Source organism: Paenibacillus lacisediminis (assembly GCF_046567315.2).
Genome location: NZ_JBKIAX020000024.1, coordinates 63240 through 80470 on the forward strand (window position 1 = coordinate 63240; position 17231 = coordinate 80470).

18 protein-coding genes are annotated in these 17231 nt (G+C 51.8%); 17 read left to right on the forward strand and 1 reads right to left on the reverse strand.

Annotated features, from left to right (window positions below):
• Window positions 1-213 precede the first annotated feature (213 nt).
• From ACLD72_RS29395 to murA, 15 genes are all read left to right on the forward strand, one after another.
• Window positions 214-1206, forward strand: a complete 993-nt coding sequence (locus ACLD72_RS29395; RefSeq protein ID WP_411003646.1) for a LacI family DNA-binding transcriptional regulator — start codon at window positions 214-216, stop codon at window positions 1204-1206.
• Between the two features lie 522 nt (window positions 1207-1728).
• Window positions 1729-2358: a uracil phosphoribosyltransferase gene (gene upp, locus ACLD72_RS29400; RefSeq protein ID WP_036619220.1), complete on the forward strand. Its 630-nt coding sequence runs from the start codon at window positions 1729-1731 to the stop codon at window positions 2356-2358.
• Window positions 2359-2537: 179 nt separating this feature from the next.
• Window positions 2538-3692 carry a non-hydrolyzing UDP-N-acetylglucosamine 2-epimerase gene (wecB, locus tag ACLD72_RS29405; protein ID WP_411003647.1) on the forward strand — a complete coding sequence of 385 codons (1155 nt, stop codon included), beginning with the start codon at window positions 2538-2540 and terminating at the stop codon, window positions 3690-3692.
• Window positions 3693-3874: 182 nt separating this feature from the next.
• On the forward strand, window positions 3875-4111 hold the full coding sequence (locus tag ACLD72_RS29410; protein ID WP_411003648.1) for an AtpZ/AtpI family protein: 237 nt from the start codon (window positions 3875-3877) through the stop codon (window positions 4109-4111).
• Window positions 4111-4485, forward strand: coding sequence for an ATP synthase subunit I (locus ACLD72_RS29415; RefSeq protein ID WP_411003649.1), 375 nt, complete (start codon window positions 4111-4113; stop codon window positions 4483-4485). The genes ACLD72_RS29410 and ACLD72_RS29415 overlap by 1 nt, the downstream gene beginning before the upstream one ends.
• Before the next feature lie 34 nt (window positions 4486-4519).
• On the forward strand, window positions 4520-5341 hold the full coding sequence (gene atpB, locus ACLD72_RS29420; RefSeq protein WP_411003650.1) for a F0F1 ATP synthase subunit A: 822 nt from the start codon (window positions 4520-4522) through the stop codon (window positions 5339-5341).
• 99 nt (window positions 5342-5440) lie between these two features.
• A complete protein-coding gene (gene atpE, locus ACLD72_RS29425) occupies window positions 5441-5668 on the forward strand; it encodes a F0F1 ATP synthase subunit C (RefSeq protein ID WP_328269630.1) in 228 nt (75 codons plus the stop codon).
• Between the two features lie 115 nt (window positions 5669-5783).
• The gene (gene atpF, locus ACLD72_RS29430; RefSeq protein ID WP_411003651.1) at window positions 5784-6272 is read left to right on the forward strand and encodes a F0F1 ATP synthase subunit B; all 489 of its coding nucleotides are present in this window, start codon (window positions 5784-5786) and stop codon (window positions 6270-6272) included.
• Window positions 6269-6817 carry a F0F1 ATP synthase subunit delta gene (locus tag ACLD72_RS29435; protein WP_128630228.1) on the forward strand — a complete coding sequence of 183 codons (549 nt, stop codon included), beginning with the start codon at window positions 6269-6271 and terminating at the stop codon, window positions 6815-6817. The genes atpF and ACLD72_RS29435 overlap by 4 nt, the downstream gene beginning before the upstream one ends.
• A 15-nt stretch (window positions 6818-6832) precedes the next feature.
• Window positions 6833-8347: a F0F1 ATP synthase subunit alpha gene (gene atpA, locus ACLD72_RS29440; RefSeq protein WP_251591852.1), complete on the forward strand. Its 1515-nt coding sequence runs from the start codon at window positions 6833-6835 to the stop codon at window positions 8345-8347.
• Between the two features lie 383 nt (window positions 8348-8730).
• Entirely contained in the window at window positions 8731-9591 is an 861-nt protein-coding gene (gene atpG, locus ACLD72_RS29445; RefSeq protein ID WP_411003652.1) for an ATP synthase F1 subunit gamma, read from the forward strand.
• A gap of 35 nt (window positions 9592-9626) precedes the next feature.
• The gene (atpD, locus tag ACLD72_RS29450) at window positions 9627-11018 is read left to right on the forward strand and encodes a F0F1 ATP synthase subunit beta (protein ID WP_251591854.1); all 1392 of its coding nucleotides are present in this window, start codon (window positions 9627-9629) and stop codon (window positions 11016-11018) included.
• A 62-nt stretch (window positions 11019-11080) separates the two neighbouring features.
• A complete protein-coding gene (locus tag ACLD72_RS29455; RefSeq protein ID WP_411003653.1) occupies window positions 11081-11494 on the forward strand; it encodes a F0F1 ATP synthase subunit epsilon in 414 nt (137 codons plus the stop codon).
• A gap of 358 nt (window positions 11495-11852) precedes the next feature.
• On the forward strand, window positions 11853-12104 hold the full coding sequence (locus ACLD72_RS29460; protein ID WP_411003658.1) for a DUF1146 family protein: 252 nt from the start codon (window positions 11853-11855) through the stop codon (window positions 12102-12104).
• Window positions 12105-12355: 251 nt separating this feature from the next.
• Complete coding sequence (gene murA, locus ACLD72_RS29465; RefSeq protein WP_411003659.1) at window positions 12356-13705, forward strand: UDP-N-acetylglucosamine 1-carboxyvinyltransferase; 1350 nt, start codon at window positions 12356-12358, stop codon at window positions 13703-13705.
• Between the two features lie 226 nt (window positions 13706-13931).
• On the opposite strand, the gene ACLD72_RS29470 is transcribed toward murA, so the two are convergent.
• Complete coding sequence (locus ACLD72_RS29470; RefSeq protein WP_411003654.1) at window positions 13932-14966, reverse strand: zinc-binding alcohol dehydrogenase family protein; 1035 nt, start codon at window positions 14964-14966, stop codon at window positions 13932-13934.
• Window positions 14967-15143: 177 nt separating this feature from the next.
• On the opposite strand from ACLD72_RS29470, the gene ACLD72_RS29475 reads away from it, so the two are divergent.
• Both ACLD72_RS29475 and ACLD72_RS29480 read left to right on the forward strand, forming a co-directional pair.
• Complete coding sequence (locus ACLD72_RS29475) at window positions 15144-15518, forward strand: winged helix-turn-helix transcriptional regulator (protein ID WP_411003655.1); 375 nt, start codon at window positions 15144-15146, stop codon at window positions 15516-15518.
• Window positions 15519-16866: 1348 nt separating this feature from the next.
• On the forward strand, window positions 16867-17231 hold a 365-nt coding region (locus ACLD72_RS29480), incomplete at its 3' end, for a hypothetical protein (protein ID WP_458476455.1).

Genomic DNA, 17231 nt, shown 5'->3' on the forward strand with positions numbered 1-17231 from the left:
ACTCATTTTATAACTGAGCAAAAAATATGTCAAACGTTTTCCTATGAAAAAATTCCCGAAAAATAAGGATATAGTAGCTGATATTTTACGAAGATTTGTGGTATCGTTAATCATACGAAGATAGTTGTATGCCAGGATATGGCGGACTATTATGGAAATATACAGTTCGAACTACGGTTCTCTTCCGATAGATGAAGTGAGGGGATGCATGAAATGGCGAGTATCAAAGATGTGGCCAAAGTTGCCGGGGTATCCGTGACGACCGTTTCCAGAGTGATGAACAACCGGGGATATATCAGTAAAGAGACGCGCCGCAAGGTGGAAAAGGCGATGGAGATGATCGATTATCATCCCAACGAGATCGCCAGGGCGCTGCAGAAAAATCAGTCTTATTTTATCGGGATCATCGTTCCCGACTCGAATCATCCGTTTTTCTCCGATTTGATCAAGTACGTTGAAGTGAGCGCGAATGAAAAAAACTACAAACTGCTCGTTTGCAATTCCCTTGAGGATCCGGCAAAGGAAGCCAACTACATTAGCATGCTGCGTCAAAATCGGGTGGATGGGATCATCATGTGCAGTCATACAATGGATATCGAAAGCTACAAGAAGGTTCCTTTCCCGATCGTTTCCTTCGACCGTCTTGTATCAGCGGACATACCTTGCGTCGGCTCCGACAATTACAGAGGCGGGGAGCTGGCGACGGAGCATCTGATCGGGCGGGGATGCAAACGGCTGCTGCATATCTCGGGGCCGCTAGGGCTCGATATGCTTTCCAACCGGCGGAGGGACGCCTTTGTTATAACCTGTATGAAGCACGGAATTGACTACGATATCATTGAAGGCGCGCATAATAAGCTCACTTTCGATTATTTCTGGTCATTTATCGCCGAAAAGCTGCCGCCGGACAAGCTTGGCGAATACGACGGCGTATTTTGCAGCAATGACATTGTGGCTTACGCTCTGTACATTTACGCCCAGCAGCATGGCATTCGGGTGCCGCAGGATTTTAAAATCGTCGGTTACGACTATCACAGCTTCACGCGGATGCTGCAAAATCCGAAGCTGACCACCATCATGCAGCCAAGCGACCGGATCGGTGCCATGCTGACCAATACGTTAATTCGGATGATCGAAAATACGGAAGGGGAACTGATCAACAATACGACGGTGGACATCACCCTGATTCAAGGGGAAACGACCTGATTCCAACAGATGTAACTACTATTATAGAAGAGTCATGAGCCGAGGGTTCGCGCCAAACGGCGCGAGCCGGCTAAAAGACGGATTTTGTCACCGGGCGCCTGTGGCGCTTTTTTTGAAGAAAGATGGTTTGGTGGACCAAGTGCAAAAGTGCAGTACATTCACCTCAAACCGACCCATTTATGCGATTCAAATGCAAAAGTGCATCTCATTTGAGCCTATCCGATAAAAAAGTAGCTTTTGACCGGAATTGTACTGCACTTTTGCATTTGATGAGCCAATTTGGGGTGTTTGGGCGAAATGGCCTGCACTTTTGCATTTCGCTACCAATTTGTCTCTGCTTTCCACCGAAAGTACGCCGATACACCGTTTTTCTTTTGCTCTTTTTTGCCAGTTGATTCCATACCAGCCCCTTCATGGCATTCGAAAAAAGACAGTGATATAATAAACAAGATTTATGGCACATTGGAGTTAAGGAAACTTGATGCAAGTGGAAACTTAGCAATAGAACCGGAGGGACTAACTATGGCGAAATTGGTGGTATGCGATCACCCTTTAATCCAACACAAACTGACATTTATCCGTGATATGCGAACGAACACGAAGGATTTCCGCGAACTGGTAGATGAAGTGGCCACGTTAATGGCCTATGAAATTACGCGGGATATTCCGCTAGAATCTATCAAGGTGCAAACCCCGGTGGCCGAGGCCGAATCGCGGGTGATTTCCGGCCGGATGCTCGGGCTCATTCCGATTCTCCGCGCCGGGCTGGGGATGCTGGACGGCGTCTTGAAACTGCTGCCCGCGGCGAAAGTGGGACATGTCGGATTGTTCCGCGATCCGCAGACATTGCAGCCGGTGGAATATTACATAAAGCTGCCTACGGATGTGCAGGAACGTGAACTGATCGTCATCGATCCGATGCTGGCGACAGGCGGCTCGGCGATTGCGGCGATCGACGCTCTGAAAAAACGCGGCTGCACGCAAATCAAAATGATGAACCTGATCGCCGCGCCGGAAGGAGTCAAGGCGGTGCACGACGCCCATCCGGACGTCGATATCTACGTCGCCGCGCTGGACGAACGCCTGGACGATCACGGCTACATCATCCCTGGCCTAGGCGACGCCGGCGACCGCTTATACGGCACAAAGTGATCCAAAGCCGACTTTTGAACTACCTCATTTAAATATTGTTCAAAAAGTTGGCTTTTCAGCACCAAAGCTTATGCTTGGCCCGGCTGAATTCAAGATTCGATGCCGAATATGCTGCTATGTACTAACTTCGTGATCAAGAGACAACTTTTTGAACCACCACTAAAGGAAGGAAATGAGAGATGTCTAAGATTAAAGTAATGACCGTCTTCGGCGTTAGGCCGGAAGCGATTAAAATGGCGCCGCTGATTCTGGAATTGCAAAAACATAGCGACCGGATCGAGTCCATCGTTTGCGTAACGGCTCAACACCGCGAAATGCTGGACCAGGTACTGGACGTATTTAAAATCGTTCCGGACTATGATCTGGATGTCATGAAGCCGAACCAAAGCCTGAATGAAATCACGATTCGTGTACTGCAAGGATTGGAAGGAGTGATGCGCGAGGCGAAGCCGGATATCGTGCTTGTCCACGGCGACACGCTCACGACATTCCTGGCCAGCTATGCGGCATTTCTGCAGCAGATCAAAGTCGGACATGTCGAAGCGGGCCTCCGTACCTGGAACAAGCTGTCCCCTTATCCGGAAGAAATGAACCGCCAATTGACGGGGGTGCTTGCCGATTTGCATTTTGCTCCGACGGATTGGTCAGCTGGAAATTTGCGGAAGGAAAATAAGCCGGCGTCAGCTATATATGTCACAGGCAACACGGTCACGGATGTGTTTCAATATACAGTACAGCCTGATTATAAGAACGATGTGCTCGACTGGGCCGCAGGCAAACGGTTGATTTTGATGACGGCTCACCGCCGCGAATCGCAGGGTGAACCGCATCTGAATATCTTCCGCGCCGTGCGGAGAATCGCCGATGAGTTTGCGGATGTGGCCATTGTGTATCCGGTGCATCCGAGCCCGGCGGTTAGAGTGCCGGCTTATGAAACCTTGGGTGGGCATCCCCGTATTAAACTTATCGATCCTTTGGATGTGGTGGATCTGCACAATTTTTATCCGCACACCCATCTTATACTTACGGATTCGGGCGGTTTGCAGGAAGAAGCGCCATCCTTTGGCGTTCCCGTTCTCGTGCTGAGAGACACGACGGAACGTCCGGAAGGGATCGAGGCGGGTACGCTAGAATTGGTCGGCACAAACGAGGAGATGGTTTATGAACGGACAAAGGCGCTGCTTAGCGATCAGGAAGCTTACGTCGCCATGAGCCATGCTGCTAATCCATATGGTGATGGAAAGGCGTCCGGACGAATTGTCAATGCGATTTATCACCATTTTGGAATTTCGGATGAGCGTCCAGAGGATTTTCACAGAAAGTTCACAAAATGATGAAAATTTGTTTTGATCGCAAGCATAAAAAAGTATACAGTATTACTGTACGCTGTACGCGTTTACTCCAGGATTTCAAGGACGAATTTAGCATTTCACGACTTTAAATCACTAAAAAACCTCAATTGACAATAAGTGTTCACAATTAGTAAAATAAATTGGGATTATTAGGGTGAATTGAAATGGAAGATCCGACTAAACCTGGAGCCAATAACAGCGTGTGGAAGGTTGCTGCTTTGGTAACGGCCTTAGGGACGAATTTTGCCATCTGCACAATCGGCGGTTTCTACTTCGGTTCTTGGTTGGATAAGCTTTGGCTGTCGAATGGTGTCGGTATCGGCCTGGGCGTTCTAGCCGGAATTGCGGTCGGAATCGTTAGCATCGTCGCGCTGATCAGATCGGTCGTGAGGGGGAAATAATGGATGAGCTGTCGAAATTAAGCCGTGCTTTGACAGCCGGGACGTTAGGTTTCTTGGCCCTTTGTTTTTTGGGAGGCGCTTTATTGCCGAGTTTGCAAAGCATAATGCTCGGTATAGCCCTGGGTGCGGCGGTAAGCTGGATTAATGCGTATTACCTGGGCCGCAAGGTGCGGCGTTTAGCCGATGCGGCTGCGGCCGGCGAACCCAAGCGAATCAACATGGGCTTTCTTACCCGGACGGCCACGGCGGTCTTGGCGGTGATTGCCGCCATGAAATATCCGCAGTATCTCAATGTGTATGCGGTTGCCGGAAGTCTGGTTTTTGCGCAATTTTACCTTCTTATTATAGGCATTAAATATTCTCGCAAACCTTGAGTTGTATTCAACCTGAGAATGGGGGTGAGAAAGCATGCATGAAGCTCCGATTATCTTATTGGGCGGGCTGCGGATCGACCTGTCGATTGTTTTAATGTTGGTGGTGACCTGCACGATTGTGTTCGTTATCGCTCGTCTGGCGACGCGGAATCTGTCCGTGGAGAACCCCGGGAAACTGCAAAATTTCATGGAATGGGCGGTAGAATTCGTCCAGAACCTGATTTCGAGCACGATGGATATGAAAAAAGGGAAACCGTTTCTCTCCCTGGCTTTGACGATGATTATGTTCATTTTTGTCGCTAATATGCTTGGACTTCCTTTGGGGGTGGTCACGGAGTATAACGATCCGGCAAAGGCTACCATTTTCGGACAAGAAATAACTTCCGTTACGAAGGTGCTTGAGGAAGAACACGCGAAGCACCCGGATGAAGAAGCTCATGCCGAGGTAGCCTGGTGGAAGTCGCCGACCGCCGATGTCAGCGTGACCATGGGACTCGCGTTGCTGGTGTTCCTGTTATCCCATGGACTTGGACTGGTAAAGAACACGAAAAATTACTTAAAGCATTACATTCAACCGTATCCGTTTTTCCTGCCGATTAACTTGATCGAGCAGCTGTCGAAGCTGCTGACGCACGGCGTCCGTCTTTATGCGAACATTTTCGCGGGCGAAGTGTTGATCTCCACGATCATGACTTTGGCAAAAGCAAGCGTCATCGGGGCGATCGCGTCGGTTCCGCTGCTGATGGCATGGCAAGGATTCAGTATTTTCGTCGGGGCGATTCAGGCGTTTGTGTTCGTGATTCTGATGATGGTGTATATTTCGCAAAACCTGGAAAGCCACGAAGAAGAGCATTGATGTTGTGAGTCTTAAAGCAGTTTCAAGTTACGGATTGGAGTAGGCCTTCATCCTGACTGAACTATACAAATTGAATTTATTTTTAAGGAGGATATACAAATGGGAGCAATGGCATTATTGGCAGCAGCTATCGTAGCAGGTTTGGGCGCGTTTGGCGCAGCGCTGGGTAACGGGATGGTTATCAGCAAAACGGTCGAAGGGATCGCTCGTCAACCTGAAGCGAAATCCACCCTGCAAACGACGATGTTTATCGGCGTTGGTTTGATCGAGGTACTTCCGATCATCGGCGTGGTCTTGGCCTTCATGTTCTACGGTATGGCCGGCTAATTGAAAAGGGAGAGAAGAACTGGCGGGGAAGGCCACAGCCGTCCACGCCTTCTTTTTAGCCCAGGCAGGACGATACGCTATAAGCGGATAGGCTTCGGAAAGGAGTGACTTGAGATTGAATTTCGTATGGGAAAACACCGTCATCGCACTGATCGCGATCGGAATTCTATACTTCTTGTTAAATAAATATGCTTTCGGCCCGCTGTTTTCCGTAATGGAGAAACGCCGCGAGCTCGTGCAGCAGCAGCTGAGCGAAGCCGCGCAAACCCGCGAGCAAGCAAGCGCTTTTGTGGAGGAGCAGAAGGCGGCTCTGCAGCAAGCGCGTAAAGAGGCGTACGACATCATCGAGCAGTCCAAGCAAACGAGCAGCAAGCAGGCGGCTCAAATGCTGGAGCAGGCCAAGGAAGAGGCGTCTCGTTTGAAGGATGAAGCGGTGCGCGATATTCAAAACGAGAAAAACCGTGCTGTGGAACAACTTCGCAACGAAGTGGGAACTGTCTCCGTGAAGATCGCTTCCAAGCTGATCGAAAAAGAAGTCAGCGAAAACCAAGTTCAGGGCGAACTGGTTGACAAGTATCTTAAAGAGGTCGGTGGCCGCTCATGAGCCGCGAGACCGTAGCTGCTAAACGGTATGCCAAGGCGTTGTACGAAATTGCGGCGGGGGAAAACCGGACGCTGGAAGTGGAAGATGAACTGAAAGCGCTGGTTGGCGCCTTCCGGTCCGGAGCAGAAGTTTCGCATTTTATTTCTTCGCCGAACATCACCGAAAGCCAAAAATGGGAAGTGATTTCCCAAGCGATCGAGGGCAAGTTGTCTAAGCCCGTCGTTTCGCTGGCGAAGCTGCTGGTGGAGCGCGGAAGAGTCGGGATTTTGCCCGAGCTGTTGGACGCTTACATTAAAATCTCTAGCGATGCCCTTGGAATTGCCAATGCGCTGGTGTTCACCACATACCCGCTAAGCGAAGAAGAGAAAGGGCAGGTTGCTGCCGAATTCGGCGCGCTCGTGGGCAAGAAAATTCGCGTCCGGAACGAGATCGACAACTCGCTGCTCGGCGGCATGAAGGTCAGAATCGGCGATACGTTGTACGATGGAAGCTTGGCCGGTAAGTTGGAACGGCTTGAAAAGTCTTTTCGAAGACAAGCACTGTAGATAGGGGTGAAACACTTGAGTATCAGACCTGAAGAGATCAGCACGCTGATTAAAAGTCAGATCGAACAATATAAATCGGAAATCGAAGTGGCCGAGGTCGGCACCGTTATTCAAGTTGGTGACGGTATCGCCCGTGTCCACGGACTTGAAAACGCCATGGCAAACGAACTGCTTGAGTTTGAAAACGGCGTTTTTGGTCTTGCGCTCAACCTGGAAGAAAGCAATGTCGGTGTCGTTATTCTTGGACCTTACAGCGAAATCCGCGAAGGCGATCAAGTAAAACGCACCGGGCAAATCATGCAGGTTCCGGTAGGGGAAGCTATGCTGGGCCGCGTCGTGAACCCGCTCGGTCAGCCGGTTGACGGCAAAGGGCCGATCGAGACAACGGAATTCCGTCCGGTGGAAAACAACGCTCCGGGCGTTATTGACCGGAAATCGGTGCATGAGCCGATGCAAACCGGTATCAAGGCGATCGACTCGATGGTTCCGATCGGCCGCGGCCAACGCGAGCTTATTATCGGCGACCGTCAAACCGGTAAAACGGCGATCGCGATCGACACGATCATTAACCAAAAAGGCAACGGCGTGAAATGTATTTACGTCGCTATCGGGCAAAAGCAATCCACCGTCGTTAACGTCGTGGAAACGCTGCGCCGCCACGGCGCGCTGGATTACACGATCGTAGTAACGGCTTCCGCTTCGGAACCGTCGCCTCTGTTGTACATCGCTCCATATGCCGGCGTTACGATGGCGGAGTACTTCATGTACAAAGGCGAGCATGTTTTGATTATCTATGACGACTTGTCGAAGCAAGCCGCGGCTTACCGCGAATTGTCCTTGCTGCTTCGCCGTCCGCCGGGCCGCGAGGCATTCCCTGGCGACGTATTCTATTTGCACTCCCGTCTGCTGGAACGCGCCGCGAAGCTGAGCGACGAGCTCGGCGGAGGGTCGATTACGGCGCTGCCGTTCATCGAGACGCAGGCGTCCGACGTTTCGGCCTACATTCCGACGAACGTCATTTCGATCACGGACGGCCAGATCTTCCTGGAGTCCGACCTGTTCTATTCCGGTCAACGTCCTGCCGTTAACGTCGGTATTTCCGTTTCCCGGGTAGGCGGTTCGGCGCAAATCAAAGCAATGAAGAAGGTTGCGGGCAGCCTGCGCCTTGATCTCGCCCAATATCGCGAGCTTCAGGCGTTCTCCCAGTTCGGCTCCGACCTGGATAAATCGACGCAAGCCCGCCTTACGCGCGGTTCGCGGATGATGGAAATCCTTAAGCAGGGCGTGAACCAACCGCTTGCCGTCGAACTGCAGGTTATCAGCTTGTATACGGCGGTTAAAGGTTATCTGGACGATATCCCGCTGGGCGATGTGCGCCGTTTTGAGGCCGAATTCCTGTCTTTCGTTCAAAACCAGCATGACGACGTGCTGCAGTCGATCCGCGATACAAAGGATTTGACCGCAGACAACGAAGAAAAGCTGAAACAAGTGATCGAGCAGTTTAAACGCGGATTCGCGACGAATGCATAAATGAGTTGAAGCATAAACCGGCTTTGGCTTTATGGCGCAAACGCCGGTTTGTGGCTGTGTTATAGTGTCTTAACGGTATAGCTTTGGGGCGTTCCAAAGTTATGTAAAGTATAGAAGTTGATTCGTGCGATGTGGTGTGTGGCAAGAAGTGCAAATGATTCTGAAGAAGCTCAAAGCTTTCTGTAAGAAAGCTGCTTCGGAAGCATACGCTTGTTCGCCTTTGTGAGCGGATTTCTACTGTTTTTGAATTTATCAATTCAAGAAATCCGCGAACAACAGCGATCGTAAGAACATTTCACTTCGCCGCCCCAATCACCTCCATCATTTTGATCAACTTACTCCATGCAACTTTGGCTTCGCCAAAGTTTTAAGGTGGTGAAATCATGGCAAAAGGGATGCGCGAAATCAAGCGCCAGATCAAAAGCGTTCAGAATACCCGGCAGATCACGAAAGCGATGGAAATGGTAGCTTCGGCCAAGCTGCGCAAAGCGCAGGAAAAAGCGCAAGCTTCCCGCCCTTATGCGGAAAAGCTGAAAGAGGTCGTTTCCAGCATTGCCGCCGGAACTCAAGGGGTTAGCCATCCGATGCTCGAATCACGTCCGGTGAAGAAAACGGCGTACATCGTCATTACTTCGGACGGCAGTCTGGTCGGCGGCTACAACGCGAATATTTTGCGGAAAGTAACGGATCTGATCAAGAGCAAACACGCCTCTTCGGCGGAATACGGCATCTTCGTCATCGGACGAAAAGGCAGAGACTATTTAAAACGCCGTAATTATACAGTTGTTGAAGAAGTGACCGAACTGTCCGACACGCCGAAATTCGCGGACATCAAATCGTTGACGTACGCCGCGGTTCAAGGTTTTGAGACGGAACAGTTCGATGAAATTTACGTTTGTTATAGCCGGTTCGTCAATGCGATTACGCAGGTGCCGACGGTCGAACGTTTGCTTCCGTTCGAGTCCGTGCACGCGGAAGGCCCAACCAGCAGCTATGAATATGAGCCTTCGCCTGAGGGCGTGCTCGAAGTGCTGCTTCCGAAGTATGCCGAAACATTGATTTTTGGCGCGCTTCTTGAAGGCAAAGCGAGCGAGCTTGGCGCCAAAATGACGGCGATGGGCAGCGCGACGAAAAACGCGACGAAAATGATCAATGAGCTTACCCTGACATATAACCGCGCTCGTCAAGCCGCGATTACCCAAGAAATTACGGAGATTGTCGCAGGGGCGAACGCGCAAAGCTGATAGTTCCGAAAGCATTATCTAGGAGGGAAACGAAGATGAACAAAGGACGCGTTGTCAGCGTAATGGGTCCGGTTGTTGACATCGAATTTCAGCGCGGTCAACTGCCGGAAATCTTCAACGCAATAAAAATTGAGAAACAGGCTGGCCAGTCCGCCCTGATTCTGGAAGCTTCCAATCATCTCGGCGACAACCTGGTGCGTTGTATCGCCATGGCCTCGACGGACGGTCTTGTGCGCGGCACGGAAGCGATCGATTTAGGGGGGCCGATCTCGGTTCCGGTCGGGGAAGTGACGCTAAGCCGCGTATTTAACGTCCTTGGCGAAACGATCGACAATAAAGGCGAAGCCGTAACGGAACTAAGATATCCGATCCACCGCGAGCCGCCGAAGTTCGAAGAGCTCTCGACGCAAGCGGAAATGTTGGAAACCGGGATTAAGGTCATCGACCTGCTGGCTCCTTATGCGAAAGGCGGTAAAATCGGCTTGTTCGGCGGTGCCGGCGTAGGGAAAACCGTTACGATCCAGGAACTGATTAACAATATCGCGCAAGAACACGGCGGTATTTCCGTGTTTGCCGGTGTAGGTGAACGAACGCGTGAAGGGAACGACCTTTACATGGAAATGACCGAATCCGGCGTTATTTCCAAAACGGCCATGGTATTCGGGCAAATGAACGAACCGCCGGGTGCGCGCTTGCGCGTAGCTTTGACCGGCCTTACGATGGCCGAGTATTTCCGTGACCAGGAAGGCCGCGACGTTCTGCTGTTTATCGACAACATTTTCCGGTTTACGCAAGCCGGTTCGGAAGTATCGGCCCTGCTCGGGCGGATGCCTTCCGCTGTAGGTTATCAGCCTACGCTGGCTACGGAAATGGGGCAGTTGCAAGAACGGATCACCTCGACGAAAAAAGGTTCCGTTACTTCGATTCAAGCCATTTACGTGCCTGCGGACGACTACACCGACCCGGCGCCGGCTACGACATTCGCCCACTTGGATGCAACGACGAACCTCGAGCGGAAAATTTCCGAAAAAGGGATTTTCCCTGCGGTTGACCCGCTCGCTTCCAGCTCACGGATTCTGAGTCCGGAAGTCGTGGGACAAGAACATTATGAGGTTGCCCAAGGGGTAAAACAAATTTTGGCTCGTTATAAAGAGCTTCAGGATATTATCGCCATCCTCGGTATGGACGAACTTTCCGATGACGACAAGACGCTGGTGGCGCGCGCCCGGAAAGTCGAACGTTTCCTGTCGCAGCCGTTCCACGTAGCCGAACAGTTTACCGGCTTCAAGGGCAAATATGTGCCTGTTGCCGAAACGGTCCGCAGCTTCAAGGAAATTCTGGACGGTAAACATGACGACCTTCCGGAAGCCGCGTTCCTCTTCGTTGGTACGATTGAAGAAGCTGTCGAAAAAGCAAAGACGCTGTAAAACCGCGCCGTTAAAGCGGATGCTTCAGAAATGAACTATCCCGCGAACAGGAGGGATAACAAGTGAGCACCTTTTTATTGGAAATCGTCACGCCGGAGCATGTGGTGTTCTCGGAAGAGGTGGACAGCCTCACTGTCCGGGGCATCGAAGGGGAGCTAGGCATTATGCGCGGCCACATCCCCCTCGTCACGCCGCTCCAGGTGGCACCGATTGTTGCTAAAAAAGGCAAAGGAACCATTTTGATCGCCGTGCATGGCGGATTCATTGAAGTGCAAAGCGACAAAGTGATCGTACTCGCCGAAAGCGCCGAGCTGCCGGAGGAGATCGACGTGGAGCGGGCAATCGCCGCCCGGGAACGGGCCGAACGCAGATTGGCTTCGCGAACCAATCAGGACCGTATCGATCACCGCCGGGCCGAGCTTGCACTGCAGCGGGCGGTCACGCGGATCAACGTATCCTCTAAGGCTAAGAAATAGACCCCAAAAAACCAGGCATCTACTTAGGTGCCTGGTTTTTTTGCGGATTAGTACGTTTTGCTTATTTGATTTCGCATAAAAATGGGGCTTTCGCAGGAAAAATTGCCGTTCATGGAGAACATACTAAAGATGCGGTTTTTTAAATAAAAGAAATCGCTTTTAAAGTTGATGTTTTTGTAACCCTTTGCAGACAAAGAAAAGCTGGATTATTCCTGCGCGGGCAAGTATGATATATAAGGTTCTATATTTTTGACCAAAATTAAGCGGGAACATGAGCCGCAGGGTTACTTTGCAAAGAGGCATTAACCGATTAGGTGCTTGCAGCATAAATATAAAACGTAATGGAGTGAGTGTAAGCATGAGTCCGATCGAGACCGTGCCAACCTCGGTTGGGGTGAATGGCCTGACGGCGATCCTTATCTCGTTAGCCTGTATCGCCATCTCCTGGTGGGCGCTGCAGAACCTGAGGCTGGACCTTGTAATCCGGCATCCGAAAAGCCCTCAAGGAAAGCTGCTGCAGCTGCTGCTCGCCATTGTGCTTGGGCGCTTTGTCGCCGACTTTGTAATGGAATATTGGGGTTACACCCAAATGTTGAAGTATATGTTTTGAAAGACCCGTGGTAAGAAAATGTCGAATAACATCATTTCAATGTGTCAACAATGGTGAATAAGGACTACGACTCGAAAGGAAGCCCGAGAACGGGACAAATGGCTGTTTCCTAGCCAAAACGAGCTTATTCGACAAGATTAGCGCCTTGTACGCCTTAAATGACAGGTGATATGATGGAATTTAGGGAATGAACGGGATACCTTCTTCCAATCGGGGAAAAAAAGTGAAAATGAACGCGCGGAGGGAACATGATGAGCAAATTTATCGTCCGCGGTGGCAATGTATTGGCCGGGAACGTAAAAGTAAGCGGTGCAAAAAATTCAGTGCTACCGATCATTGCAGCGTCTTTATTAGGTGAGGAAGGGATCAGCGTTATTCGCGATGCTCCTCCGCTTGACGATGTAATGACCATTAATAAAGTTTTGGAATCACTTGGAGCGACAGTTACATATGACCGGGAAGTGATCACGGTGAACGCACAGCACATCGCTTCATGTGAAGCCCCTTATGAATGGGTGCGCAAAATGCGGGCGTCTTTTCTTGTCATGGGTCCTTTGCTGACACGGACGGGTTTCACGCGAATTTCGCTGCCGGGAGGATGCGCGATCGGTACGAGGCCGATCGACCAGCATCTGAAAGGGTTTGAAGCGATGGGGGCCGAAATCAACCTTGGTCAGGGCTTTATTGAAGCCAAATCGCAGGGACGGCTGCGCGGCGCTAAAATATATCTTGACGTGGCCAGCGTTGGAGCGACGGAAAATATCATGATGGCAGCAACGTTGGCGGAAGGGACGACCGTCATCGAAAATGCGGCCAAGGAACCGGAAATCGTCGATCTGGCCAACTACTTGAATGGAATGGGCGCGAAGGTTCGCGGCGCGGGAACCGGCGTCATCCGCATCGAAGGTGTGGAGAAGCTGCACGGCTGCGAGCATACCGTCATCCCCGACCGCATCGAGGCGGGAACCTTTATGATTGCCGCCGCCGTTACGGGCGGAAACGTATTTGTCGAAGGAGCGATCGCCGATCATTTGGGACCGGTCATTTCCAAGCTGGAGGAGATGGGCGTGACCGTGGAAATTCAGGAGAATGGCGTTCGCGTCATCGCCTGCAAACCGCTTAAAGCGGTGGACGTCAAGACGTTGCCGTATCCGGGATTTCCGACCGATATGCAGTCGCAAATGATGGCCTTGCTGCTCGTTTCCCAGGGAACGAGCGTGATTACCGAGACTGTTTTCGAAAACCGCTTTATGCATGTGGACCAGTTCCGCTTAATGAATGCGGAGATCAAGGTGGAGGGCCGCAGCGCGATCGTCACCGGAGAGTCCAAGCTGAGCGGAGCCAAAGTTTGCGCGACCGACCTGCGCGCGGGCGCGGCGTTGATCATCGCCGGACTGGCTGCCGACGGAACGACCGAAGTCAGCGGTACGCACCATATCGACCGTGGTTACGTTCATTTGGCCGAGAAATTGTCCGGACTTGGCGCAGACATTTGGCGTATTGCCATCGACGATAAACAGACCTCGCAGGAAGCCGAAAAAGTTCTTGTAACCGTCAAAGAGGAAATGCCGGCTTTGAAAATCCAGCCCTCCTGGGCGTAATGAACATACTTTTTTCCGTGCATGACCGAAATGATGGTTATATCATAAGAGTGAAGAAAAACCATGCTGACAGCAGCATGGTTTTTTTGTTGAAGATATCAGCTTCCTGTTGTCGGAAGAGAAACTACCGCGAGGGTGAACCGCTGAATAGTCGTAAAACATACAAATTCGTATCTTGGAGTAAATCAAGTTGTAACTTTTGCAACTAACCTTCCCAATACGTTAATCAAACAAAGTTCTCCAGAACTACCTTGCCGATCGTCCGGCCTGTTTCCACCATGGCGTGAGCTTTACGCAGGTTGGAGGCATCGATCGGTTCCAGTTTTTTCGCTATCGTTGTACGAATCTGGCCTTCATCCACGAGCCGGGACAGCTCGCTTAGCAGCTTATGCTGTTCGATCATATCTTCCGTTTGGAACATCGGGCGGGTAAACATCAGCTCCCACACGAATGTTGCGCTTTTATCCTTCAGGAGCGTCAAATTCAGCAGCTCATCGGTTTCCACAATCGAGCAGATCTTTCCTTGCGGGGCGATCGCGTCGGCCATGTTTGCCCAATGCTTTTCCGTACTGTTCAAGCAGAAAATGTAATCCACGTGTTTGAAGCCAATGGGCTGGAGCTGCGGCACAAACGCTTCATAATGATTGATGATATGATCGGCCCCCATTTGTTTGGACCAATCGGCGGATTCCGGCCGCGAAGCGGTGCCGATAACCGTCAGCCCGGCGAGTTTGGCGAGTTGCGTGGCAATGGAACCGACGCCCCCGGCGGCGCCGATGATGAGCAGCGATTTGCCGACGTTTTCTTTGGCGATTGTGGAGATGCCAAGCCGGTGGAACAAGCCTTCCCAGGCGGTGATTCCGGTCAAAGGCAGAGCCGCCGCTTCGGCAAATCCAAGCGAAGCCGGCTTGCGTCCAACGATCCGTTCATCGACAAGGTGGAATTCACTGTTTCCGCCGGGCCGTACGATGCTTCCGGCATAATATACTTCATCGCCAGGTTTAAACAACGTTGTTTCCGGACCAACTTGCTCCACGATGCCGGCGACATCCCAACCGATCACACGCGGCGCCTGTTCGATACGATTTTTGGGAGAACGCACTTTAACGTCTACCGGGTTCACGGAGATCGCTTTGACTTTTACGAGCAAATCTTTGCCAGCCGGAATCGGCTTCTCGATTTCCACATCCCGAAGACTTTCAGGATCGTCAATCGGCAGATACTTGAAGAACCCTACCGCTTTCATCATTTCTGTAGCCATTTTTAATACCTCCGTATTGGTTTGGATTAGTTAACCCCTTAACACTTGTTAATGTAAAACATATACTTTAAAATTGTAAGTACGCACAATCATGTTATATAGTATTAATTTGTATACTATTAATACGTGTTTAAAAAGTCAGGTTTTCTGCAACCTCTATTAAGGAGTTGAGCAAGGATGCGCGATCGCAAAAGCGGCTACGGTGTTTGCCCCAATGAGGAAGGCTGCCCGGTCGAATATACGCTGGACGTCATCGGCGGCAAATGGAAAGGTGTGCTGCTGTATCATTTGATCAACGGACCGATCCGGTTCAACGAATTCCGGCGGATTTGCCCGACGATCACCCAACGGATGCTGACGCTGCAGCTCAGAGAGTTGGAGCAGGACGGTATCGTTCACCGCGAGGTGTACCATCAAGTACCCCCGAAAGTGGAATATTCGTTAACCGAATTCGGCCAGACCCTGGTCCCGATCATTTTAAAAATGAAGGAATGGGGCGAAACCTACAAAAACCAGAAGTTGCTCCCGAAATCGGCGGAAGTCCAGTCGTAGTTCGGGTTTAGGCAGGAAGGAAACTGGATGAGAGAGACGGGCAAGGCCCGTCGGCTTTCAAAATAGCGGAACTTTATGTACTTATTATCCGGAGCTTAGCATGCTCATCTATATTAGCGGTATTTTTTGTCCTTATTTTCCGATGAATGGTTCAGAACGCGGGCATTTCCTGGCGGCGGGGGAAAATAGCGACATAAGTTTCCTTTATTTCTCTTAAGTGGACGGGTATCGATGGAATAACGCCATTTTTTGCCCTTATGTTTTTTGCTGTTCAGCGGCCTCCTGCTCGCTTTGAGCCCTTCGGTCAAAGTATCATCCTGCTGCTGGAAGGCAAATTAGATAAGCAACTTTAAGACGGCAAGGGTCCCATGCCGTTTTTTTGTGCTTAAGACAGACATGCGCTCTGCGGTGAAAAGAGTTCATAGTTTGCGAATTCACAAGTTAAAGTCACAGTCGTTGTTTGACCACACTTCTAACGGACTCAGGAGGCGCTATATGGTCCAAAACGAAGGATGCAAAATTTTAACGGACTGAGGGGCCGTTATTTCCATCAAAACATCGCAAATCGACTCATTGGGAGGCGAATAACGTCATCTGAGTCCGTTAGGGCGGGAAATACCGGGGAAATGAGCAAATAAGGGCTCTGGAGTCCGTTACGAAGTGATTTTTGCAGCAGAACTGTAGCCCCTCTCAATTTTGCATGCGTTTTGTTCTGAAACGAAACCTTTCAAAACATCGGAATTTCGGTAGCTTGCCGCCCTATTCGGAGATTTTCTGTTCTAGCAAATCCTGAAAACTCATATCTATGAGTATAGCGATCAAACGATATAACGAGGCAAAAGCTAGGATGTGCTTGTTATTCGGAGTTCGCTGACAGCATGAATCCGATGGAGGTACCCAATTGATGCAGGAAAAAACGCGTTCTTTGAAAATAAACGTTGCGCCAAGGCCGGAGAGGCTGGCGGGCAGGATGGCGGAGGAGTTGCCGCCGGCCGTGCGGGCGGGCAGCGATAAGATGGAGCCGCTTAACGGTGTGAAGCCGTCGCTGGCAGGAAGAGCCGCAGGCGGTGTGGGCACGGCTGCGGCAGGGAAAAGCGCGAGCGGGGCGAAGCCGCAGGTAGCGAGAGGGGACGTTAGCGGTGTAAAGCCGCGGATAGCGGTAGGGGCTGTAAGCGGGACGGAGCCAATCGTGGCTGAAGAAGCCGCAAGCCGGGCGAAGATGCCAGTAGTGGCAGAAGCCGCAAGCCGGGCAAAAGCAGGCGCGGCGAAAGAAACAGCGAGCGGTGCGAAGCCGCCGCTGGCGGGAAGAGCCGCAGGCAGTGTGGGGGCGGCTGCGGCAGGGAGAAGCGTGAGCGGTGCGAAGCCGCAGGCAGCGGCAGGGGCCGTAAGCGGAGCGAAGCCGGCGGGGGCGGCTGCCAGTGCGCGCGGCGCGGAGCAGGCCGCGGCGGAGGCACCCGCCCGCGTCGCAGACGCTCGCGCGCGGGCGGACCGCGTGCGCGTCAGCGTGCGCACGCGAAAGCCCCCCATCCGCCGCCAGGCGGGCGGATGGAGCGGGCGGCGCGCCGCCTGGCAGGCGGCGCTCGCCGCGTTGGCGCTGGCGCTGCTGCTGCCAGCGCTGCACGCCTGGCGCGCGGCGCATGCGCCGGCCGCGCGCACGGACCCGGCGGCGGAGCCGGGCACGCCGCCCGCCGCCGTCCAGGCGCACGCGCCGCG